A 22,861-nucleotide genomic window follows, 5' to 3' on the forward strand; every position below is an offset into this window, starting at 1 on the left:
CCTGCCAAGGCATATGCGCCAGGCCGGTGAGGTCCGCCTCCGCTGCCGGCCGCAGCCGGGGCAGGCGTCGGCTCAGAGCTGGGCGGGAGCCTCCGTGGCGATCCGCTCGAAGACCCGGAGATCGGCTGCGAAGGGCGAGTCGGGGATGGGCCAGTGCAGCACGATCTCGTCGACACCGGCGCGGGCATGGGCGCCCGCGAAGTCCACGAAGGCGTCCAGCGACTCCAACGGCCGGTCCGGGGTGAAGCCGGTGAGGAGCACCCGGTGCGGGGGCTCGGCCGGGTCCCGGCCCTCCTCCGCGCAGGCGGCCGCCAGCCGTTCCACCTGCCCGGCGATCGCGGCCAGCGAGTCGGCGGGCGTCGCCCCGGTGGCGTGCGAGACCTTCGGGTCGCCCGTGGTGACCCAGGCCTGCCCGTGCCGCGCGGCGAGCCGCATCCCGCGCGGCCCGGTGGCGGCGACGGCGAAGGGCAACCGGGGGCGCTGCACACAGCCCGGGATGTTGCGGACGTCGCCCGCGGAGTAGTGGGTGCCCTCGTGCGTCGTGGCGTCCCGGGTGAGCAGCGTGTCGAGCAGCGACACGAACTCCGCGAAGCGGTCCGCCCGCTCCCGGGCCGACCAGGGCTGCTGCCCCAGAGCGGTGGCGTCGAAGCCGGAGCCGCCCGCGCCGATCCCGAGGGTGACCCGGCCGCCGCTGATGTCGTCGAGCGAGATCAGCTCCTTGGCCAGGGTGACCGGGTGCCGGAAGTTCGGCGAGGTGACCAGGGTGCCCAGGCGGAGCCGGGTGGTGGCCGTCGCCGCGGCCGTCAGTGTCGGGAGCGCACCGAACCACGTGCCCTCGCGGAAGGGCACCCGCCAGGACAGGTGGTCGTAGGTGTAGGCGGTGTGGAAGCCGAGTTCCTCGGCGCGCACCCAGCGGTCGCGGCCGCCCTCGTGCCAGCGGTGGACGGGAAGGATGACGGTGCTCAGACGCATGGCCACGACCCTACGCGGGCCAGGGTACCGGGAGGGGCGGTGGCGGCCCGGCGGGTGACGCCGGCCTGGCGGCACCCGCCGGGGCGGGTCAGTCCGGGTGGGACAGGAAGGCCCGCACCCGCTGCAGCAGCCGGACGGCGCCCGGTGTCTCCTCCGCTGCGGTGAGTTCGTCGCGCAGGGCCGTCATCCGGGTCTCCGCCGCCGCGGCACGGCCCAGGGCGCGTTCCGTCCAGGCCGCCCGGAGGAGACACCGCCCCCGGTCCCCCAGGGCGTCCTCCCCGAGCGGCCGGAACGCCTCGGCGGCCCGGTCCCAGAGCCGCACCGTCTCCTCCCGCACGGCCCGCTCCCGCAGCGCGGCCGGGGACTCCCCCGCGTTCCCCGTGGCGGGGTCGCTCCCAGCCGCCCCGTCCGCGTCCTCGTCGTCGTCATCCTCGCCGTAGGCGTCATCCTCGTCGTGGTCGTCGTGGTCCTGGAGGAACGCGGTGAGCAGTTCGGCCGTCTGCGACCAGGTCTGCCCCAGCTCGTAGCGGAGCGCGGGGTCCTCCGCGTCGCCGAGCAGGGCCGCGGCCCGGTCCATCAGGGCCCTGGCGGACTGCGGCCCGTCCTCGTCGCCCGCCGCGCCCCGCTCCAGCCAGGCCAGCGCGCGCATCGCCCGGACCTGCAACACCACGTCGCCGGCGCGCCGCCACAGCTCCAGCGCCCGCTCGTACGCGGCCTTCGCCTCGATGCGCAGCCCGGCACCGGTCAGCGCCTCGCCGGCGGCGTGCGCCTGACGTGCCTCGGCCCGCGGGTCGCCCCCCTGCCGGGCGGTCTCGGCGGCCTGCAGGAACTGCTCGGCCGCCGCACGCGGGTCGTACAGCCGGCGCAGCAGGCCGCCGAGGAGTTCGCGGGCCTGCACGGCCCGCTCCGGCCCCTGCTCCAGCAGGTCCGGGAGCGCGGACTGCAGGATCTCGGCGGCCTCGGCGTGCCGGTCGTCCGCCGCGTACGCCCGGGCGAGCAGCATCCGGGCCCGCGCCCCGCCGTCCGACGCCCGTCCGGCCTCGTCGAACCAGTGCGCGGCCTCCAGCGCCAGGCCGGCCGCCTCCTCCGCGGCGCCCCCGTCGTGCAACAGGATGCCCGCCAGCGACATCCGCACATCGGCCTGCTGCTCCGGGTCCGTGACCGCGGCGGCCTGCTCCAGCGCGGCGCGGGCCGCCCGCTCCGCCTCCTCGGTGCACCCCTCGGCGTACCGCTCCCGGGCCCGCCGGGCGAGTGCGGCGGGGGACTCCCGCGGCCCCGGCGGTGAACCCGCCGTCTGCTCCGCGCCGACCGGCCCCGCCGCGCCGACCCGACCGGTCCCGCCGGCAGCCCCCTGCACGGCGCCGCCCTCGGCGGCCCCGCCCGCCGGGCCGTCCTGGTCCGCGCCGGCCTCCCGGCGCCCGGGGCCGGGCGTGGCCGGCCCGACCGCCGCGGCACCCGCCTGCCCGGAGCCACCCGCGCGGCCGGCCACGCCCGGGTCCTGCGTCCCGGCACCGGGGACGGTGCCCGCGCTGACCAGCGGCGTGCTGCGCAGGCCGAGCGGCAACGCGTCCAGCAGCGGCTCCCGGCCGGTCCGCTCGGCGAACCGCTCCGAGACGACCGTCGAGCCGTTCCGGGCGTCGTAGCGCGCGGTGATCCCCGCGGCCTCGGCGTGCAGCCGGGCGGACAGCTCGTCGACGGTGCGGAGGTCACCGGCGTACGGCACCGCGGGGCGGTCGCCGTGCCCCAGCTCCCGCAGCCGGCGCAGCAGCACCAGGACGCCGCCGGTGAAGGCGAGCTGGTCGTCCACGTCGACCAGCGGGCCGAGGCGGTCCGCGTGCTCGGCGAGGATCTCCAGGCCCCGCGCCTCGTTGCCGGTGAGCGCACAGAACTCGAGGTGCTCGCCGATCTGCCGCAGCAGGTTGTCGTTCCCGCGGGCGAGGCGGTAGCCGCGCAGGTGGTGCGCGCGGGCGTCGGCGGTGCGGCCGAGCCGGACCAGCGACAGCAGCGAGTGCCCGAGGACGCGGTGCGGCTCCTCCTTGCAGCGCATGCCGTCCAGCACCGGACGCCAGGTCTCCAGCGCCCGCTCGTCGTCGCCGCGACGGGCCCAGTGCAGCCCCTGGTCGCCCAGCTCGCAGGCGTGACAGTTGGTCATGACGTCGCGCTCGGCGGCCCGCCAGGCGGCGAAGGCCCGGTCTGCGCGGGCGTCGTCACCGGACGTCAGGGCGAGGTGGAACTCCTGCTGCCGCACGGCCCGCTCGGTGTAGCCGGCCACGCGGTAGCGGCGCTCCATGTCGTCCAGCCAGCGCTCGACGGTCGAGAGCGGGATCTCCGGGGTGTCGATGATGGCGCCGGTGACCCACTTGAAGCTCCAGAAGAGGGTGTGCACCTCCCACGGCTGGAAGGCCGAGGGATCGCGGTCGTACTCCTGGAGGAGCCGGGCGAAGGGCACCGTCGACCGGGAACTCTCGGAGCTCCAGGCGTACGCCTCCACGAGGTCGCCGAGCGCCCGGCGCAGCAGTGCCCGGTCGCCGCTGCGCTCGGCGGCCGCGGCCAGCTCCTCGGCGCGGGCGTTGCGCGCCGGGCCGGAGGGTGCGCGGCAGTTCTCGGCGAGGGCCCGCTCGATCTCCGCGGGGCTCGGCGCGGTCGTCATCGGCCGTCCTCCTCCCGGCCCCGCGGGCCGTCGTCACGGGTCGGAGAGCGGTCCTCCGCGGCCGGCGGGCCGGAACCCGGCGCCTCCGGGCGGTCGCCGGTGTGGGTGGCCCACTCCAGCAGCCCCAGGAAGGCCCGGTTGAGCAGGGTGCTGTCCGCCGGGCGCAGCGGCCGCTGCGCGCGCAGCAGCGCCTGGCCGTACAGGGACTCGACCGCGGTGCCCGCGAGTTCGGCGTCGGGCAGCCCGGCGATGCGGCGCACCAGCGGGTTGTGGTGGTTGAGCACGAGGCGGGCTCGGGGCGCGGAGCCGCGCAGCGAGCTGAGGATGTCGTTCCACAGCGCGTCGGCGTTCTCCTGTGCGAGGGCGCGGTCGCGCTCCTGCCGGGACTGCCGGTCGTCGAGGTAGAGGGCGGGCACGGCGACCGGCTGGAAGGCGCGCAGCGCGACGTCGCAGTCGAGCGGGTCGAGCCGGGTACGGGCGGTGGCGAGGAAGGAGGCCAGGGCCAGCTCGGCGGAGGGGTCGACCGGGTCGAGCCGGTCGGTCACGGCCCCGGCGTCCAGCTCGGTGACGGTGACGCCGGCCCGGATACGGGGCAGCAGGGCGAGCAGCTCGGCGTCGTAGGCGTAGCCGGCGTTGACCACGCCGAGCCCGTGCGCGGCGGCGATGGGCGCGATCTGCCGGAACTCCTCCACGGTGCGGGTGAAGTGGATCTCCGGGTGCGCGGCGGCGAACTCCGCGAGGTCGGTGGTGCCGTCGCTGGTCTCGAACGGCAGCCAGGGCAGCATCAGGTCGAGCAGCCCGGTGTCGTGGCGGGCGAGGGACTTCACCCCGAGGTGGTGCACCCGCAGGAAGGCGGCGAGCCGCTCCGGCTCCCCGGCGGCCAGCTCGGCGAGCCACTCCCGGATTCGGGTGCCGAGCGCGTCCCGGACCGCGGCGAGGGTGTCGTCGTCGTAGAGGTTCTCGCGGGAGGCGGTGGGCCGCAGGGTGTCGGTGTCGATCACGGCGCGGACGAAGAAGGCCCACTCCGGCAGCAGGTTGTCCGCGTGGTCGGTGAGCAGCATGCCCTTGAGGTGCACGCGGTGCCCGGCGCGGTGTGCGGGGCTGGTCGGCTCGGGCAGCACGTACGCCACCCCGCGCACGCCGGCGACGGGCACGTCCAGGTCGATCGTGTCGAGCGGGGTGAAGCCGAAGACCTCGGCGCAGTGCCCGGCGAGGGCGACCCGGCGGGCGGCGGGGCTCGGGTGCCGGCGCTCCCACACCGCGGGCCGGTCGGTGACCTCCCGGGGCGTGCCGTCCTCGCCGGCGAAGGTGATGTCGTACGGCAGCAGGGAACCGAAGTCCCGGGCGAGCTCCTCGACCCGGCCGGGCGCCAGCCACTCCTCGGCGCCGGGGCGTGGCCGGAGCACGACCGTGGTGCCGGGCGCGGGGCGCGCCTCGCCGGGCAGGGCCCGCACGGTGTACGACCCGTCGTCCGCGGCCCGCCACTCCACCGGCCCGGCCTCCGGCGTACGGGCGGAGCGGGTGATCACGCGGATCTCGCGGGCCACGACGAAGCAGGCGAGCAGGCCGATGCCGAACTGCCCCAGGAACTCCCGGCGGGCGGTCTCCAGCCCGTGCTCCCCGCCGCGCTTGGAGCTGCGCCCGATGGTGGCGAGCAGGGTGTGCACCTCGTCGGCGGTCAGGCCGATGCCGGTGTCCTCGACGGTGAGCGCGCCGCCGGCGGCGGTCAGCCGGATGTGGGCCCCGGCCTGCGGGTCGTGGGCGCGGCGGGCCGTGACGGCGTCCACGGCGTTCTGCAGGAGCTCGCGGACGTAGACCCGCGGGCTGGAGTAGAGGTGGTGGGAGAGCAGGTCGACCAGGCCGCGGAGATCGACCTGGAAGGAGCGGGCGTCGGCGGGGGTGGCGGCCCCCGGGCGCGCGCCGGTGGACGACGTCATGACGGATCACCTCGCGTACGCGAACACAGTGGTGGCTGAACGATCGCGAGGCTGTCCCCCCTCACGGATCGCGAAGTGCCTCACAGCGTAGGGCGGGCCACCGACAGAACTCCCGTGGTTTTCGCCCGCGGCGGGAACCGCTCCCGCGGGGGAGCGAACGGAAGCGGGTCCGTCCCGCCGGCCCGGGAGCGGAGCTCCGTCCCGCCGGCCCGGGAGAAACGGTCGCCGGGCTCATACGGGCGACCCCTTGCACGCCTGTGCGGAAAAATGCGCGAGGATGTGTGCGTGATGCATCCTGCCGCGCACCGCGCCTCCGTCCCCGGGTCCCGCACCCTTCCCCGGCTGATCGCCACCGACCTCGACGGCACGCTCCTGCGGGACGACAAGTCCGTCTCCGACCGCACGGTGGTGGCGCTGGCGGCGGCGGAGGAGGCGGGCGTCGAGGTCTTCTTCGTGACCGGGCGCCCCGCGCGCTGGATGGGCGTGGTCAGCGACCACGTGCACGGACACGGCCTGGCGATCTGCGCGAACGGCGCGGCGGTGGTGGACCTGCACCGCGGGCGGCGGATGGTGCGGGTCCGCGATCTGGCGACGGAGGTCGCGCTGCACGTGGTGGAGACGCTGCGGGAGGCCGCGCCGGGGGTGAGCTTCGCGGTGGAGCGGACGGGCGGCATCCACTACGAGCCGGAGTACCCGCCGTTCCACCTGGACCCCGGGGCGGTGGTGGCGACGGCCGAGAAGCTGCTGTCGGAGTCCGGCGCGGACGGGGCGGGGAAACCTTTCGCCCGGCAGCCGGTGCTGAAGCTGCTCGCGCACCACCCGTCGCTCGAACCGGACGCCTTCCTCACCCTCGGGCGGGTCGCCGCGGGCCACCATGCGGAGTTCACCCGGTCCAGCCCCTCCGCGCTGCTGGAGATCAGCGGCCACGGCGTGAGCAAGGCGAGCACCCTGGCGCTGTGCTGCGCGGAGCGCGGCATCTCGGCGGACGAGGTGGTCGCCTTCGGTGACATGCCCAACGATCTGGAGATGCTGGGCTGGGCCGGCACCTCCTACGCGATGGCCAACGCGCACGCCGAGGTGCTGGCGGCGACGACGCACCGGACGGGGTCGAACGAGGAGGACGGGGTCGCCGCGGTGATCGAGCGGCTGCTGGCCCGGGCCTGACCTTCAGCGGCGCCCACCCGGCACCGCCGCCGCCCCGGCGGACGGCGCGGACGGCGCGGACGAGCCTGGCACTCCGGACGCCCCGGTGCCCCCGTGCCCGGCGGACAGCACGGCCGGCCCGGACGGCCCGGCCTCCCCACCACGCCCGGCGCCCCCGTGCCCGGTGGTCTCCCTGCCGACCGCCAGGGCGTCGGCCGCCCGCTCCCGGTCCAGCAGCCGCCGGAACGGGCCGTCCGGGGTCGCCGCGAGCCGGGCGAACGGCCCGCGCTCGACCGTCCGGCCGCCGTCCAGGACCAGCACCTCGTCCACGTCCGTCAGCCCCTGCAGCCGGTGGGTGACGAGTACGGTCGTACGGTCCCCGGCGGCGGCCAGCAGGTCGGCGGTGAGCGCGTCCGCGGTCGGGGCGTCGAGGTGCTCGGCGGGTTCGTCGAGCAGCAGCACGGGGAAGTCCGCGAGCAACGCGCGGGCCAGGGCGAGGCGCTGCCGCTGCCCGCCGGAGAGGCGGCAGCCGTGCTCGCCGACGAGCGTGTCCAGACCGTGCGGCAGCGTGGCCACCCAGGCGTCCAGCCGGGCGGCGGCCAGCGCGGCGTGCAGCTCGGCGTCGCCGGCGCCGGGCCGGGCGAGCCTCAGGTTCTCGCGGAGCGAGCTGTCGAAGAGGTGGGCGTCCTGCGCGCAGAGGCCGACGAGGCGCCGGACCGCGTCCGGGTCGGCGGCGGTGGCGTCCGTACGGCGGCCCGCGGCCGCCAGGTGGTAGCTCCCGGACGCGGGGTCGAGGAAGCGGAGCAGCACCTGGGCCAGGGTGGTCTTGCCAGAGCCGGAGGTGCCGACGACGGCGACCCGGCGCCCGGGGGTGAGGGTGAGGTCGAAGGCGGTCAGCGCCGGCCGGGGTGCGCCCGGGTACCGGGCGGTGATCCCGGCCAGTTCGACCGTGACCCGGGGTTCCGGGCCGGGCACGCCGGGCTGGCGGCCGGGTTCTCCCGCGCGGTCCGGAGCGGGCACCGGAAGCGGCGCGGCCGCGCCGGGCCCGGGTTCCCGCACCGGCGCGGGGGCGTCGAGGATCTCGTAGACCCGTTGCGCTGAGCGGCGGGTGCGCTGCCGGTGCTGGGCGGCCTGCGGCAACCCGGTGACGGCCTCGAAGGCGGCGAGCGGCGTGAGGACGACGACCGCGAGCAGCACGCCGTCCAGCCGTCCCGCGGCCACGGCTGCGGCGCCCGCACCGCCGGCGGCGGTCACGGTGACGCCGGTGACCAGGGCGTTCAGGCCGGCCGCCAGTCCGGTACGGGAGGCCGTGCGGGCGGCGAGCCGGGTGAGCTCCGCGTCGGCGTCCCGTACCGCGTCGAGCCGGGCGGGCAGGGCGCCGGCGACGGTGAGTTCGCCGGTGCCGCCGAGCAGGTCGACCGTACGGGTGGCCAGGGCACCCCGTGCCGGGGCGAGGCGCCGCTCGGTGCGGCCGGAGAGCGCGGCGGTCAGGGCGGGTACCGCGATCCCGGCGGCGGCCAGGCCCAGCGCGAGCGCCAGGCCGGCCGCGGGCAGCAGCGCGGTGGTGAGGCCGACGGCGGCCAGGGAGACCGCGGCGGCGGTGGCGACGGGCAGCAGCCAGCGCAGGAGGTAGTCCTGGAGCGCGTCGACGTCGGCGACCAGCCGGGAGAGCAGGTCGCCGCGGCGGGTGTGCCGCAGCCCGGCGGGGGCGAGCCGTTCCAGCCGCCGGTGGACGGCGACCCGCAGCCCGGCGAGCAGCCGCAGGGCGGCGTCGTGCGCGACCAGACGTTCGGCGTAGCGGAAGACGGCCCGGCCGATGCCGAAGGCGCGGGTCGCGGTGACGGCGACCATCAGGTAGAGGACGGGCGGCTGCTGGGAGGCGCGGGAGATCAGCCAGCCGGAGGTCGCCATCAGCCCGACGGCGCTGCCCAGTGCCAGGGTGCCGAGGAGCAGGGCGAGGGCGAAGCGCGCGCGGAGCGGGCGGGCCAGGGCGCGCACCCGCGCGAGGGCGGCGTCCGGCGCGCGCCGCCCGTGCGGCCCACGCCCCGTGTCACCGGGCTCCAGGTCACCGGGCTCCGGAGCCGCCGGCTCCCGGGCCCCGGCGTTCGCGGGCTCCGGGGGCGCGCCCCCGGCCCTGTCGGTCGGCACACCCGTCGTCCCCGACGCGGCAGCCTCGCACCCGGCCGGTGTGGCTGCCGGGTCGCCGGCACGGGCAGGCACCGCGGCCGCCGCGCCCTCCGGCCGCCTGCCCGCAGTCGCCGCCGGCTGCACCACGGCAGATCCCACGGCCCCCCGTCCCGGGCCGGGCGGAACGCCCCCGCCAGGCACGACGTGCCCGGCAGCGCCGCCCCCGGCGGCCTCCGGCTCCGCGGGCGCGGGGAGGCGCACCACGCGGTCGGCGAGGGCGAGCAGGGCGGGGCGGTGAGCGATGAGCAGCACCGTGCGGCCTTCCGCGAGGGTGCGGAGGGAGTCGACGAGCGCGGCCTCGGTCTCGTTGTCCAGGGCGGCGGTGGGCTCGTCCAGCAGCACGTACGGCCGGTCGGCGAGGAAGGCGCGGGCGAGGGCGACGCGCCGGCGCTGCCCGGCGGAGAGCCCGGCGCCCTGCTCGCCCAGCTCCAGGCCGGGGTCGAGCTCGGCGGCGGAGGCGGCGGCGAGGGCCCGGGCGACCTCGGCGTCGGTGGCGGAGGGCCGCGGCAGCCGCACGTTGTCGGCGATGGTCCCGGCGACGAGGTGCGGATGCTGCGGAACCCAGATGAGCTGCGCGTGCCATCCGGCCGGGTCGATGCCCGTGAGGTCGGCACCGTCCAGCAGGACGCGCCCGGTGGTGGGCCGGATCAGGCCGAGGGCGGTGTGCAGCAGCGTCGACTTGCCGGCCCCGGAGGGGCCGACGAGGGCGACGGTCTCCCCGGGGGTCAGGGTGAGGGTGGTCGGGGGCAGCGAGTCGGTGTCCCGGCCGGGGTGGCGTACGGCGACCCGGTCGAGGGCGAGGACGGGCCGGCGGGGCGCGGGGGCGGTCCCGGTGGGCGGGAGGGGCGCCTCGAGGGTGCGGAAGACCTGGTCGGCGGCGGCGAGTCCCTCGGCGGCGGCGTGGTAGTGGGTGCCGACCTGGCGGAGCGGCAGATACGCCTCGGGGGCGAGGACGAGCACCAGCAGCCCGGTGGCGAGGTCGAGGTCGCCGTGCACCAGGCGCATGCCGATGCCGACGGCGACCAGGGCCACGGAGAGGGTGGCGAGCAGTTCCAGCGCGAAGGAGGAGAGGAAGGCGATCCGCAGGGTGCGCAGGGTGGCGCGGCGGTAGTCGGCGGTGAGGGCACGGATGTTCTCCGCCTGGGCCTTGGCGCGGCCGAACACCTTGAGCGTGGGCAGTCCGGCGACCACGTCCAGGAAGTGGTGGGAGAGGCGGGAGAGCAGCAGCCACTGCCGGTCCGTGCGCGCCTGGGTGGCCCAGCCGATCAGGGCCATGAAGAGCGGGATGAGCGGGAGGGTGACGGCGATGGTGAGCGCCGCGATCCAGTCGGCGGTGACGATACGGGCGAGGATCACCGGCGGGACGACGACGGCGAGGCCGAGCTGCGGCAGATAGCGGGCGAAGTAGTCGTCGAGGGCGTCGATGCCGCGGGTGGCGAGGGTGGCCAGCTCTCCGGTGCGGACGGTCCCGGCACCGGGCGCGGTGGCGTGCCGGAGCAGCCGCAGCCGCAGCTCCGACTTCACGGCCGCACTGGTCCGGTGCGCGGCCAGTTCGGTGAGCCAGGCGATGACGGCGCGACCGGCCGCGGTGGCGGCCAGCAGCCCCAGCGCGGGGTACGCGATCTCGCCGTGCGGGAAGGCCCGTACGACGACCTCGACGAGGAGCATCGCCTGGGCGACGGTGAGGGCGGCACCGGCCAGCCCGAGGGCCACGCTCGCGAGCAGGAAGGCGCGGGTGGCCCGGGCGTACCGGAGCAGGCGGGGGTCGACGGGTTTCACGTGAAACCTCAGGGGGCGAGGTGCCGGGTGCCGATGCGCTTGCGGAAGACCCAGTAGGTCCAGCCCTGGTAGAGCAGGACCAGCGGGGTGGCGAACAGCGCCATCCAGGTCATGATCTTCAGCGTGTACGGGCTGGAGGCGGAGCCCTCGACGGTCAGGCTCCACGCGGGGTCGAGCGTGGACGGCATGACGTCCGGGAAGAGCGCGACGAAGAGCGTGGCGGTCAGCGCGACCACCGCGGCCCCGGAGGCGGCGAAGGCCCGGCCCTCCCGGCCTCGGCGGTTGGCGGCGAGCGCCCCGAGCAGGGCCAGGACGGCGACGGCGGTGGTGCCCAGCGTCACCGCGTCCTCCACGGTCCACAGCAGGAAGGCGGCGACCAGCCCGGTGGTGAGCACCCCGAGGGTGCGGGCCAGCCGGCGGGCGCGGCGCCGGATGTCCCCGACGGTCTTCAGGGCCGTGAAGACCGCGCCGTGGAAGGTGAAGAGGGCGAGGGTGGTCGCCCCGCCGAGCAGCGCGTACGGGGTGAGCAGGTCGAGGACGCCGCCGGTGTACTCCTTCCCGGCGTCGATGGCCACGCCGTGCACGAGGTTGGCGAAGGCCACGCCCCAGAGGACCGCGGGGAGCAGAGAGCACCAGAAGACGGCCTGCTCCCACCGGCGCTGCCACTGCTCGCCGGAGCGCTTGGCCCGGTACTCGAAGGCGACACCGCGCACGATCAGGCAGACCAGGATGAGCAGCAGCGGCAGGTAGAAGCCGGAGAAGAGGGTGGCGTACCAGTCGGGGAAGGCGGCGAAGGTGGCACCGCCCGCGGTGAGCAGCCAGACCTCGTTGCCGTCCCAGACGGGGCCGATGGTGTTGATGAGCACCCGCCGCTCGGCCCGGTCGCGGGCGAGGAGCCGGGTGAGGACGCCGACGCCGAAGTCGAAGCCCTCCAGGAAGAAGTAGCCGGTCCACAGGACGGCGATGAGGACGAACCAGAGGTCGTGGAGTGCCATCGCGCGGTCCCTCCTAGTACGAGAACGCCATCGGGCGGTCGGCGTCGGCGTCGCCGCCGACGCGGGTGGGCGGGTTGCGGTCGGAGTCGGTGAGCTCGGGCGGGCCCTTCTTGACGTAGGTGGCCAGCAGCCTGACCTCGATGACGGCGAGGGCGGCGTAGAGCAGGGTGAAGACGGTCATGGAGATCACCACTTCGAGGGTGGAGACCCCGGGGGAGACGGCGTCGCGGGTGCGCAGCACGCCGTAGACGACCCAGGGCTGACGGCCCATCTCGGTGAAGATCCAGCCCCAGGAGTTGGCGATCAGCGGGAAGCCGAGGGTGAGTACGGAGAGCCGCCAGTACCACCCGGTGAGGGCGGGGCCGAGGGTGCGGCGGCGGGTGAGCGCGAGCTGCGGGACCTCGTCGGGGCCGGTGCGGAGACCGGGGGCGAGCCAGAGACGGCGGCGGGTGAGCCAGAGCCCGGCGGCGCCCAGGGCGACGGAGGCCATGCCGAAGCCGATCATCCAGCGGAAGCCCCAGTAGGCGACGGGGATGTTCGGCCGGTAGTCGCCGGGGCCGTACTGCTGCTGCTCGGCCGCGTTGACGTCGTTGATGCCGGGGACGGTGGTGGCGAAGTCGCTGTGGGCGAGGAAGGAGAGCAGTCCGGGGAGCTCGACGGCCACGTCGTTGTGGCCCTCGTCCACGTCGCCGTAGGCGAACAGGGAGAAGGGGGCGGGCGACTCGGACTCCCAGAGGGCCTCGGCGGCGGCCATCTTCATCGGCTGCTGCTCGAACATCACCTTGGCGAGCTGGTCGCCGCTGACGGCGGTGAGGGCTCCGGCGGCGACCAGGGTGACCAGGCCGAGGCGGAGCGAGGTGCGCATGACCGGGACGTGCTTCCGGCGCCGCAGGTGGTAGGCGGAGATGCCGGCCATGAAGGCGCCGCCGGTGAGGAAGGCGGCGGTGAGCGTGTGGAAGACGACCACCAGGGTGGTGTCCTGGGTGAGCACGGCGAGGAAGTCGGTCAGTTCGGCGCGGCCGGTCTCGGGGTCGATGCGGTAGCCGACGGGGTGCTGCATCCAGGAGTTGGCGGCCAGGATGAAGTACGAGGAGAGGATCGTGCCGACGGACACGGTCCAGATGCAGGCGCAGTGGATCTTCGGCGGCAGCTTGTCCCACCCGAAGATCCACAGGCCGATGAAGGTGGATTCGAAGAAGAAGGCGAGCAGGGCCTCGAAGGCCAGTGGCGCGCCGAAGACGTCACCGACGAAGCGCGAGTAGTCGGACCAGTTCATGCCGAACTGGAACTCCTGGACGATGCCGGTGACCACGCCCATGGCGATGTTGATGAGGAAGAGCTTGCCCCAGAACTTGGTGGCCCGGAGGTACTTCTCGTTCCGGGTGCGGACCCAGGCGGTCTCCAGCCCGGCGGTGAGGGCGGCGAGGGAGATGGTCAGCGGGACGAAGAGGAAGTGGTAGACGGTGGTGATCCCGAACTGCCATCGGGCCAGCGTCTCCGGTGCCAGGGCGAGATCCATGTCGCGCTCTCCTTCGGTCGCCAGGGCGCACGCAACCAGCAGGACAGCCGGCAGCGACCGGCAGCCCTTGTGAATGCGTTCACATTCACAAGTATTATCGCTCAGTCTTGCCCCGCACCCCGCACCGGGGGTACGTGACTGTGGACACACCCCTTCACACCGGACGCACCCGAACGAAGCGGCGGGGGCCGCCGGGAGGCGGGCCCCCGCCGGGAGCGCCGGAGAGCCGGAGACCGGAGAGCCCGGCCCGGAGAACCCTAGAGCTCCTTGCGGAAGCCCTCGGCCGTACGCAGGAAGAGGTCGTTCGCCTCCTGCTCGCCGACCGTGACCCGCACGCCCTCCCCGGGGAACGGCCGGATCACCACGCCCGCCTGCTCGCAGGCGGCCGCGAAGTCGGCGGTACGGTCACCCAGCCGCAGCCAGACGAAGTTGGCCTGCGACTCGGGCACCGTCCACCCCTGGGCCACCAGCTCGCGGGAGACCCGCGCGCGCTCGGCCACCAGCGCCTCGACCCGCTCCAGCAGCGCCTCCTCGCTGCCCAGGGAGGCGACCGCCGCGTCCTGCGCGAGCTGGCTCACGCCGAACGGCACCGCGGTCTTGCGCAGCGCCGCGGCCACCGGCTCGTGGGCGACGGCGAAGCCGACCCGCAGCCCGGCGAGGCCGTACGCCTTGGAGAAGGTGCGCAGCACGCAGACGTTGGGCCGGTCACGGTAGAGCTCCAGGCCGTCCACCACGCGGTCGTCGCGCACGAACTCGCGGTACGCCTCGTCCAGCACCACCAGCACGTCACGCGGCACCCGGTCCAGGAAGCGCTCCAGGTCGGCGCGGGGGATGGCGACGCCCGTCGGGTTGTTGGGGTTGCAGACGAAGATCAGCCGGGTGCGCTCGGTGACCGCGTCGGCCATCGCGTCGAGGTCGTGCTCCTCGCCCTCGGTCAGCGGCACCCGAACCGAGGTGGCGCCGGAGACCTGCGTGATGATCGGGTACGCCTCGAACGAGCGCCAGGCGTAGATCACCTCGTCGCCGGGGCCCGCGGTGGCCTGCAGGAGCTGCTGGGCGACGCCGACCGAGCCCGTCCCGGTCGCCAGATGCGCGGCGGGCACACCGAAGCGGGCGGCCAGCGCCTCCATCAGACCGGTGCAGGCCATGTCCGGGTAGCGGTTGAAGGAGGCGGCCGCGCCGGTGACGGACTCCAGCACGCCGGGCAGCGGCGGATAGGGGTTCTCGTTGGAGGACAGCTTGTAGCTCACCGGACCGCCGGCGGCGTCCCGCTTGCCGGGCTTGTAGGTGGGGATTCCGTCCAGCGCGGCACGCAGCCTCGGTGTCGTGTCGGTCACCGCAGGTCCTCCTCGACCTCAGGGGAAAGCCTCCGCGAACGGCGTCCGCCCCGGGGTCGCCGTCGCGGGCCGCCGTCGCGGCTGGCCTCCACCTTAGGACGTGCCCGGGGGCCCCGGGACGGCGGTCGCGGGGCGGACGGGCCCCGGCCGCCCCGGCAGGAAGGCGGGCGCCCGGTCGCGACCGGCGAGGGGGTCGCGGGGGCCGGCGGCCGGGGGGCAGCGGGCCGAGCGGGGAGCACGGACGGTGCCCCGGCCCCGGGGGGGGCGCGACCGACCGGAAGCCCGCGCGCCCGCGCGCGTACCCGCGCGCCCGTGGCGAGCGCCGTGGCGCGCATCCCCCGTGAAGGTGAGTTGCAACCACTTCGCAACCTTGGCGTTTCTGCGGAAGCAACGGCCCTCAACTGCGAGGATCCCCGCGAGAGGGCCCGCAACTGCCGGTCTTTCCAAGGTGGTTAACGCCTCGTCGTCATGCAGAATCGTGCCTGCCCCCCTTTGCTGGTACCTCCCCGCGAACACACCTCTGCGGGCCTACGATCGGGTCGCCATGACAGCAGCAGAGAAGCATCAGGTGAGCCGGACAGCCACGCCCCGGGCGGGGAGCCGGCTGAACGGGCGAGCGGGCATCCGGGATGTCGCCGCCGCGGCCGGTGTCTCCATCACGACTGTCTCGGACGCGCTGAACGGCAAGGGCAGGCTGCCCGACGCCACGCGCAGCCATGTCCGCGCCGTCGCGGACCGTCTCGGCTACCGGCCGTCGGCCGCGGCCCGCACCCTGCGCACGGGGAAGTCCGGGCTGATCGGCCTGACGGTCACCACCTACGGGGAAGAGCCCTTCACCTTCACCGAGTTCGCCTACTTCGCGGAGATGGCCCGGGCCGCCACCTCCGCCGCGCTGGCCCGCGGCTACGCCCTGGTGATCCTCCCCGCGACCTCCCGGCACAGCGCCTTCGACGTCTGGTCGAACGTCGCGCTGGACGGCACCGTCGTCATCGACCCCTCCGACCACGACCCGGTCGTCACCGAACTCGTCCACTCCGGCCTGCCCGTGGTCTCGGACGGCCGCCCGGCCGGGGACCTCCCCGTCACCGCCTGGGTGGACAACGACCACGAGGCCGCCGTGCACGGCCTGCTCGACCATCTCGCCGCTTCCGGCGCCCGCCGCATCGGCCTGCTCACCGGCACCAGCACCGACACCTACACCCGGCTGTCCACCACCGCCTATCTCGCCTGGTGCGAGCGCGTGGGACAGGACCCCGTCGTCGAGGCCTACCCCGCGCACGACCCGGCGGCCGGCGCGATCGCCGCCGACCGGCTGCTCGCCCGCCCGGACCGCCCCGACGCCGTCTACGGCCTCTTCGACCCGAACGGCACCGACCTGCTCGCCGCCGCCCGCCGCTACGGCCTGCGCGTCCCCGACGACCTGCTCCTCGTCTGCTGCAGCGAGTCCGCCGTCTACGCCACCACCGAGCCGCCCATCACCACGCTGTCGCTCAAACCGGGCCGCATCGGGAACACCGTGGTGCAGCTCCTCATCGACGCCATCGAGGGCGTCGACCGCGGCCGGCCGGTCGAGCAGGTGATGCCCACCGACCTCATCGTCCGGACCAGCTCACAGCGGCGCCGCCCGCGCACCACCGTCAGCGCGCCGCGCGCCCCGCAGGGCGAGTAGGACGCGTACGGTCCGGGGACACGGGGGAAACGCAGAAAGCGGGCGGAAGGGTCGGCCTGTGACGGGGCTGTGCCAATTGCGGGCCCCAGGTATGTCACAACCCGCCACCTGCGTTCCTATGATGGGCGGACGACACCGGGACCGGCTCCCGACCAGGGCAGGACCCGGCCGGTGCGGGAGCACGGCGGAGCGTGATGGTGGAGGGGTCGATGACGCAGGGGGCCGGTCAGGGACCCGACGTGTGGCACGGCGCGGCGGACGCCGCCGTGCCCGGGGCGCGGGTGCCCGTACCCCCGGCGGCGCCGGGCGCCCCCGGCGCGCCCGCAGCACCGGCTCCACCCGCCGTACCCGCAGCACCGGCTCCACCCGCCGTGCCCGGGGTGCCCGCCGCACCGGCGGCTCCGGCCCCCCGCCCGGAGCACGTGCCCGGCGCCGCGCCCGCCGGGTCCCCCGCCGAGGAGCTGCCCGGCGGCTACACGCCCACGCAGCGCGACATGCCCGTCGTCGGCACGGCCGCCGCGGCCGGCCACGAACCGACGGTGATCGACATGCCCTCCCCCGCCCCGGTACCCGCCGCCGAAGGCGAGGCCGGCCCGCTCTACGTGGTCGGCGACGTGCACGGTTACCTCGACGAGCTGCGCACCGCGCTGCGCTCGGCCGGGCTGATCGACACCGAGGACCACTGGACCGGCGGCACCACCCGGCTGTGGTTCCTGGGCGACTTCACCGACCGCGGCCCGGACGGCATCGGCGTGATCGAGCTGGTGATGCAGCTCTCCGCGGAGGCCGCCGCGGCCGGCGGCTACTGCAAGGCGCTGCTCGGCAACCACGAGCTGCTGCTCGTCGGCGCCAAGCGGTTCGGCGACACGCCCGTCAAGTCCGGCGCCGGCACCGCCTCCTTCCAGGCCGCCTGGCTGCTCAACGGCGGCCAGCGCGCCGACATGGAGCGCCTCGAGGAGCACCACATCCAGTGGATGTCCCGGCTGGACGCGATGGCCCTCGCCGACCGCCACCTGCTGCTGCACTCCGACGCCACCTGCTACCTCGAGTACGGCGACACCATCGAGGACGTCAACGACGCGGTGCGGGAGGCCCTCCAGCGCCACGACGCGGACGAGACCTGGGACCTCTTCCGCAAGTTCACCAAGCGTTTCGCCTTCCGGGACGAGGGCGCCGGGCCCCAGGCCGCCCGCGAGCTGCTGGACGCCTTCGGCGGGGAGCGCATCGTGCACGGGCACAGCCCCATCCCGTACCTGCTGGGCGAGGTGGGAAGCGAGGAGGACGAGTCCGGGCCGCACGTCACCGGCCCGCACGTGTACGCCGACGGGCTCGCCGTCGCGATGGACGGCGGCGTGACCATGGAAGGGAAGCTGCTGGTCACCCGGCTCCCGCTGGCCGGGCAGCAGGTCGCCGGCCGGATGTAGCGCGATTTCCGCCAAGTCACTGTCACCCCGCACCGCGGGCGCTCTACCATCGGACCTGCCGTAGCGAGCTCCCCTCCGTTCTGCGTCGCCGATCGACACCGCGGCCCTACGGCCCTACGGGACACCGGGGGATGTCAGATGAACAGCGCTCCTCAACTGCTCAGGGAGGACCGGCCCGAGTTCGAGCGGGTCCTCGACCAGGCACTGCGCACCGCCGCCGTGGCCGGTGCGGGGCGGCGCCTGACCGCCGAACAGCTCCGCACCATGGCGCTGGGCGCCGCCATACCGATAGCCGCCTGCGCGGCCGTCGAGTACCAGCGCTTCGTCGCGCTGCGCGAGCAGCTCCGGCACCCCTCCAACGCGCCCTCCGCCACCTACGGACCGGCCGCCGCGCCCGGCCCTGCGGCCGGCGGGGAGGACGGCGACGGGCAGGCCGCACGGACCGGGGAGACCGGGCCGCCGGGGGAGACCGGACGGACCGGCGAGGCCGGGCAGCGGGACGGCGCCGGCCTGGGGATCGGGGAGGCCATGGGTGCGGGGCTCGCCGACGCGGCGGGCGCCGGGCTGCTCGCGATCGTCTCGGTGCTGGCGCCGCTGCTCGCCGGCACGGCCGCGGTGATCTTCCTGCTGGTCGGGTACGCGCTGCACGTGCTCTCCCCGGAACCGGCCCTCGCCGAGGGAATGCGGAACGCGGGCTGGGCGTTCACCGCGCTCGCCGCCGCCACCGCCCTGCTGGGCATGGGCGGGGTGCTGCTGACCGCCGTGCGCAACGGGTCGCGCGGCGCGGTGGCGCCGCCGGGCGGGAGCGCGCTGGCCGAGGAGGTGGCGCAGGCCCGTGCGGCCTGGCGGGAGGCGCTGCTGGAGCGGGGCATCCTGCCGTTCCTGCGGGAGGCGCTGGCCGACCCGCGGGACGGGCCCGCCCCGGAGCGGCCGGCGCCGCTGGTGCGGGACGAGCACCGCACACCGCGGCTGGGCTACTCGCATCCGGGCTTCTCCAGCCCGGCCGCCGGCGGCGGGGAGACCGCGACCCGGCCCCGGTTCGGCAGCCCGGACTACTCCAGCCCGGAGTACGGCGGCCCGGACCGCGCCGAGTGACCCCGCCGGAGCCGGCTCAGCGCACCGCGTCGCCGAGCCGGTCGGTGTCGTGCGTGGCGAGGTACCGCGCCATGTCGTCCTCGCGGAGGGCCCGCCACAGCGGCGCCGCCCGCTTCCGGTCCAGCAGCACCACGGACTGCCCGTCGACGGTGTCGAAGCCGCCGAACGGCGCGTTCATGAAGTGCACCGCGGACGTCCGCAGCCCCCGCGTGCTCCACGCCAGGTCGTAGAGGCCGGAGTTGGAGAGCCCGTCGTCCACGCTGACCACCTCGCCCACCGCGTCCAGCAGCCCGCTGATCCGGCCCGGGCTGGAGAGGGTGTCGCCGCTGAGCACCCGCCCCATCAGGGCGCGGAGGAAGTTCTGCTGCCGCTTGGTGCGGTCCAGGTCGCCGCGCGGCAGGCCCTTGCGTTCCCGTACGTACGCCAGCGCCTCGGCACCGTCCATGTGGTGGGTGCCCGCGCGCCAGGCGGGCGCGTCCGCCCGGCCGGGTATGTCCCGGGGCACGGTGATGTCGACGCCGCCGACGGCGTCGGTCAGCGCGCGGAAGCCGTTCCAGTCGACGACCGCGAGATGGTCCACCCGGATGCCGGTGAGCTTCTGCACGGCCCGTACGGCGAGTTCCGGACCGCCCCAGGAGTAGGCGGCGTTGAGCTTGGCCCCGCCGTGCCCGGGCACCGTCACCCAGGTATCCCGGGCCAGCGACACCACGTCGGCGCGCTTCCGGTCGGCGGAGAGGTGGAAGAGCATCATGGTGTCGCTGCGGGAGGCCCCGACGCGCCAGGCCGGCGCCTCGGCGTCCCGGCCGGTGGTGGGCTCGCCGGAGCGGGTGTCGAGCCCGACCAGCAGGAAGGTGAGCCCGTCCGTGTCCGGCGGGGAGTCCTTCCGCTCGGGCAGGGCGCGCGGGATGCGCGCGATGGAGTCGGCCGCCCGGTCCGCCCGCCAGTAGGCGTAGCCGCCCAGCGAGCCGACCACCACGAGCACGCCGGCGAGGCCCCAGAGCAGCGCTCTCCGTGCTCTGCGGCGCGGGCCGCGCGGCTCGCGGCGGCGGCCTCCCCGTCCGGGCCCCGGGGGCGTACCGCTCTCCCCGCCCTCGCCGCCCGGGGCCCCGGGCGAGGTGCCGGACGTGTCGTCGCGGAGGGGCGAGCCGGTGCCGCGGATACCGCCGTCCGTGCCGTGCCCGGACGGGTTTTCGAGCTGCGTCATGCGCGCATTCTGCCGCCGTTCCGGGCGGTACGGGCCGGAATTGCCGAACGCCGGGAATCTGCCGCGTGCGGCGGGGGTCCCGGCGGACGGCGCGGCCCACCGGACGGCCCGGGGGCGGCCGGCAGCCCCCGGCGCCGTACGGCCCGTACGCCGTGCGAGGGGCCGTCAGCCGCCCGCGGCTGCGTCCAGGGCGCGCCCGACGTCCGCGACCAGGTCCGCCGGGTCCTCGATGCCCACCGAGATCCGGACGAAGCCCTCGGGGACCGCGTCGCCGCCCCACCGTCCGCGGCGTTCGGCGGTGGTGCGGACGCCGCCGAAGCTGGTGGCGTCGTCCACCAGCCGGAGCGCCGCCAGGAAACGCTCGGCGAAGGCGCGGTCCGGCAGCGTGCAGGAGACCACGCAGCCGAAGCGGCGCATCTGCCGCACCGCCACCGGATGCGCCGGGTCCTCCGGCAGGCCGGGGTGCCGCACCCCGGTGACCTCGGGCCGCGCGCGCAGCGCCTCGGCCACCGCCAGCGCGCCCGCGGCCTGCTGCCGGGTACGGAGTTCCAGCGTGGCCAGCGAACGGTGCGCGAGCCACGCCTCCATCGGTCCCGGGATCGCCCCCACCGTCTTCCGCCAGCCGCGCACCTGCGCCGCCCGCTCCGGGTCGCGGCAGACCACGTAGCCCAGCAGCACGTCGCCGTGCCCGGTGAGCGCCTTGGTGCCGCTGGCCACCGCGAAGTCGGCGCCCAGCGCCAGGGGGCGCTGCCCCAGCGGGGTGGCCAGCGTGTTGTCCACCGCGACCAGCGCGCCCCGGGCGTGCGCCTCTGCGGTGAGGCGCCGGATGTCGCAGACGTCCAGCCCCGGGTTGGAGGGCGACTCGATCCACAGTAGCCGGGCGCCGTCCAGCAGTTCCCGCTGGGCGTCGCCGGCGGTGGGGGCCGTGCGCACCTCGACGCCGAGGCCGGTCAGCCGCTCCCGCACCGGCACCAGCAGGTTGTAGCCGTCCGCGGGCAGCACCGCCACGTCACCGGGTGCGAGCTGGGAGAGCAGCACCGCGGAGATCGCGCCCATGCCGGACGCGAAGGCCAGGGTGTGCACCTCCTGGCCCGGCGCCTCCAGCTCACCGATCGCCCGCTCCAGGGCGGTCCAGGTGGGGTTGGCGTCCCGGCCGTAGGCGTAGGGGGCGCCGTGCGGGTCGCCGGGCAGGTGGTAGTGGGCGGCGAAGACCGGGCCGGGCAGCGGGGGCGCGTACGGCTCCTCGGGAGGCAGCCCGGCGCGCACCACCCGGGTGCCGTCGCCGTCGGCCGCGCCGGTGCCCGGCCCGCCGCCCGTGGCGCCGGCGGCCTTTGCGGCGCCGGCGGCCGCGACGGTTCCGTCGTCAGGCTGTCCCCGCACTGCACTCCCTCTCTCCGCGGCGCTCGCCGCCGCCGTCGTGCCCCGCGGCCCGGCCGCGGCGCGTCCTCCCCGGGCCGGCCTTCCGCCGTGCGCCGGCTTCCCCGCCGTCCCCCGCCGTCGTCCTGCGTCCCCCGGCGTCGTCCCGCCGTGCGGCCCGGGCTCAGCGCAGGGCCGCGCGGGCCGCGGCCCCGCAGCGGGCACCGTACCCGCCGCCGAACAGCACCGCGTGCACCAGGAGGTGCTGGAGCTGGTGCAACGGCACCCGCCCGGCCCGTCCGGGCAGCGGCCGCACCTCCGCGTACGCGGCGAGCAGCCGGTCCAGGTGCGGGCAGCCGAAGAGTTCCAGCAGCGCCAGGTCGGTCTCCGGGTGGCCGCCCTGCGCGGCGGGGTCGATCAGCCAGGGCCGCTCGCGGCCCCAGAGCACGTTGCCGGACCACAGGTCGCCGTGGATCACCGCGGGCGGCTGCGGCGGCCCGGCCAGCCGGTCGAGCTCCGCGCAGACCCGCTCCACGTCCCGGGCGTCCCCCGGACCCAGCGTGCCCGCGTCCACGGCGGCCCGGAGCAGCGGCAGCAGCCGGTGCTCGGCGTGGAAGGCGGGCCAGCCGGCGGGCGGCCGGTCCGGGGCGGGCAGCTCGACCGTCCCCAGGTAGCAGCGCCGCCCGGGCGTCCCGAAGGCCGGCGCCGGGGCGGTGTGCAGGGCGGCCAGCTCCCGGCCCAGGCGCTCGGCCTGGGCGGCGGTCGGCGCACCGGGCTCGGCCCACTCCAGCACCAGCAGATCCTGCTGCACGGCCCGCACCTCGGGGACCGCCACCGTGCCGGTCTCCCGCAGCATCCGCAGGCCGGCGGCCTCCGCCTCGAAGAAGCCGGGCGGGGGAGCGGGCAGCGTCTTGGCGGCGTACGTCCGCCCTGCCTCACCGGCGACCCGGTAGGCGTCGCAGACGTCCCCGCCGCCGAGCGGCTCGGCGGCGGGGACGGGCTCGCCGGTGAGCGCGGCCACCCGGGCCGCCGTACGGCCTGCCGCGCCCGGCGCGCCGGCGGGGTCCCGCCCGCCGGTCACGGGCGGAACTCCTCCGCTTCAGCGAGCAGCCCGGGCAGCGCCGCCTCGACCAGTTCCAGGCAGGCGTCGAAGCCGTCCGGACCGCCGTAGTAGGGGTCCGGCACGTCCAGGTCGCCGTCCTCCGCGGCCGCCGGGTCGTACGAGCGCAGCAGCCGCACCTTCGCGGCGTCCTCCGGGGTCGGGGCCATCGCCCGCAGCTCCCGCAGATGGCCCCGGTCCAGGGCGATCACCCGGTCGAAGCGGGCGAACCAGCCGGCCTCGAAGCACCGCGCGGCGTGGTCCAGGACGTAGCCGGCGCGGGTCAGCACGGCGCTGGTGCGGGGGTCCGCCGGGTCGCCCACGTGCCAGTCGCCGGTGCCCGCGCTCTCCGCCCGTACGGCGTCACCGAGCCCCTGCTTCTCCACCAGGGCCCGGAAGACCGCCTCGGCCATGGGGGAGCGGCAGATGTTCCCCGTACACACGAAACACACGCGCATCAGTCGTCACTCACCAGTCGTCGGAGCGCCGGGCGCC

Annotated in this window: 15 protein-coding genes; 4 read left to right on the forward strand and 11 right to left on the reverse strand. The window is 76.0% G+C overall.

The features are described 5' to 3' along the window. Positions 1–72: 72 nt before the first annotated feature. From HOY81_RS03430 to HOY81_RS03440, 3 genes are all read right to left on the reverse strand, one after another. Positions 73–978 (reverse strand): LLM class flavin-dependent oxidoreductase, encoded by a 906-nt coding sequence (locus HOY81_RS03430; RefSeq protein ID WP_237317929.1) that lies wholly within the window; start codon positions 976–978, stop codon positions 73–75. An 82-nt stretch (positions 979–1,060) separates the two neighbouring features. After that, positions 1,061–3,622 (reverse strand): hypothetical protein, encoded by a 2,562-nt coding sequence (locus HOY81_RS03435; RefSeq protein WP_237317931.1) that lies wholly within the window; start codon positions 3,620–3,622, stop codon positions 1,061–1,063. Next, positions 3,619–5,559 carry an HSP90 family protein gene (locus HOY81_RS03440; RefSeq protein ID WP_237317933.1) on the reverse strand — a complete coding sequence of 647 codons (1,941 nt, stop codon included), beginning with the start codon at positions 5,557–5,559 and terminating at the stop codon, positions 3,619–3,621. Before HOY81_RS03440 ends, HOY81_RS03435 begins: the two co-directional genes overlap by 4 nt. A 288-nt stretch (positions 5,560–5,847) precedes the next feature. Here HOY81_RS03440 and HOY81_RS03445 point away from each other — a divergent pair, with 288 nt between their 5' ends. Beyond that, positions 5,848–6,723 (forward strand): HAD family hydrolase, encoded by an 876-nt coding sequence (locus HOY81_RS03445; protein WP_237317935.1) that lies wholly within the window; start codon positions 5,848–5,850, stop codon positions 6,721–6,723. A gap of 3 nt (positions 6,724–6,726) precedes the next feature. On the opposite strand, the gene cydD is transcribed toward HOY81_RS03445, so the two are convergent. The 4 genes from cydD to hisC form a co-directional block, all read right to left on the reverse strand. Further along, a complete protein-coding gene (gene cydD, locus HOY81_RS03450; RefSeq protein ID WP_237317936.1) occupies positions 6,727–10,668 on the reverse strand; it encodes a thiol reductant ABC exporter subunit CydD in 3,942 nt (1,313 codons plus the stop codon). A gap of 8 nt (positions 10,669–10,676) precedes the next feature. Continuing rightward, positions 10,677–11,663: a cytochrome d ubiquinol oxidase subunit II gene (gene cydB, locus HOY81_RS03455; protein WP_237317939.1), complete on the reverse strand. Its 987-nt coding sequence runs from the start codon at positions 11,661–11,663 to the stop codon at positions 10,677–10,679. 13 nt (positions 11,664–11,676) lie between these two features. Continuing rightward, complete coding sequence (locus HOY81_RS03460; protein ID WP_237317941.1) at positions 11,677–13,182, reverse strand: cytochrome ubiquinol oxidase subunit I; 1,506 nt, start codon at positions 13,180–13,182, stop codon at positions 11,677–11,679. Positions 13,183–13,439: 257 nt separating this feature from the next. Beyond that, positions 13,440–14,519, reverse strand: coding sequence for a histidinol-phosphate transaminase (hisC, locus tag HOY81_RS03465; protein WP_237317944.1), 1,080 nt, complete (start codon positions 14,517–14,519; stop codon positions 13,440–13,442). Between the two features lie 544 nt (positions 14,520–15,063). Here hisC and HOY81_RS03470 point away from each other — a divergent pair. The 3 genes from HOY81_RS03470 to HOY81_RS03480 all read left to right on the forward strand — a co-directional run bounded on the left by HOY81_RS03470 (position 15,064) and on the right by HOY81_RS03480 (position 18,707). Next, entirely contained in the window at positions 15,064–16,188 is a 1,125-nt protein-coding gene (locus HOY81_RS03470; protein WP_237317946.1) for a LacI family DNA-binding transcriptional regulator, read from the forward strand. Positions 16,189–16,382: 194 nt separating this feature from the next. Continuing rightward, positions 16,383–17,612 (forward strand): metallophosphoesterase, encoded by a 1,230-nt coding sequence (locus tag HOY81_RS03475; protein WP_237318077.1) that lies wholly within the window; start codon positions 16,383–16,385, stop codon positions 17,610–17,612. Positions 17,613–17,750: 138 nt separating this feature from the next. Beyond that, a complete protein-coding gene (locus tag HOY81_RS03480) occupies positions 17,751–18,707 on the forward strand; it encodes a hypothetical protein (protein WP_237317948.1) in 957 nt (318 codons plus the stop codon). Positions 18,708–18,723: 16 nt separating this feature from the next. Here the strand turns inward: HOY81_RS03480 and HOY81_RS03485 are convergent, their stop codons facing one another. The 4 genes from HOY81_RS03485 to HOY81_RS03500 all read right to left on the reverse strand — a co-directional run bounded on the left by HOY81_RS03485 (position 18,724) and on the right by HOY81_RS03500 (position 22,824). Beyond that, on the reverse strand, positions 18,724–19,911 hold the full coding sequence (locus HOY81_RS03485) for an LCP family protein (RefSeq protein ID WP_237317950.1): 1,188 nt from the start codon (positions 19,909–19,911) through the stop codon (positions 18,724–18,726). A gap of 165 nt (positions 19,912–20,076) precedes the next feature. Beyond that, the gene (locus tag HOY81_RS03490) at positions 20,077–21,291 is read right to left on the reverse strand and encodes a cystathionine gamma-lyase (protein ID WP_308340945.1); all 1,215 of its coding nucleotides are present in this window, start codon (positions 21,289–21,291) and stop codon (positions 20,077–20,079) included. A 160-nt stretch (positions 21,292–21,451) separates the two neighbouring features. After that, positions 21,452–22,348 carry a fructosamine kinase family protein gene (locus tag HOY81_RS03495; protein ID WP_237317952.1) on the reverse strand — a complete coding sequence of 299 codons (897 nt, stop codon included), beginning with the start codon at positions 22,346–22,348 and terminating at the stop codon, positions 21,452–21,454. Beyond that, positions 22,345–22,824, reverse strand: coding sequence for a low molecular weight protein-tyrosine-phosphatase (locus HOY81_RS03500; RefSeq protein ID WP_237317954.1), 480 nt, complete (start codon positions 22,822–22,824; stop codon positions 22,345–22,347). The genes HOY81_RS03495 and HOY81_RS03500 overlap by 4 nt, the downstream gene beginning before the upstream one ends. Positions 22,825–22,861: the final 37 nt, after the last annotated feature.

It is taken from the genome of Streptomyces sp. JJ36 (assembly GCF_021696945.1).
GTDB lineage: Bacteria > Actinomycetota > Actinomycetes > Streptomycetales > Streptomycetaceae > Streptomyces.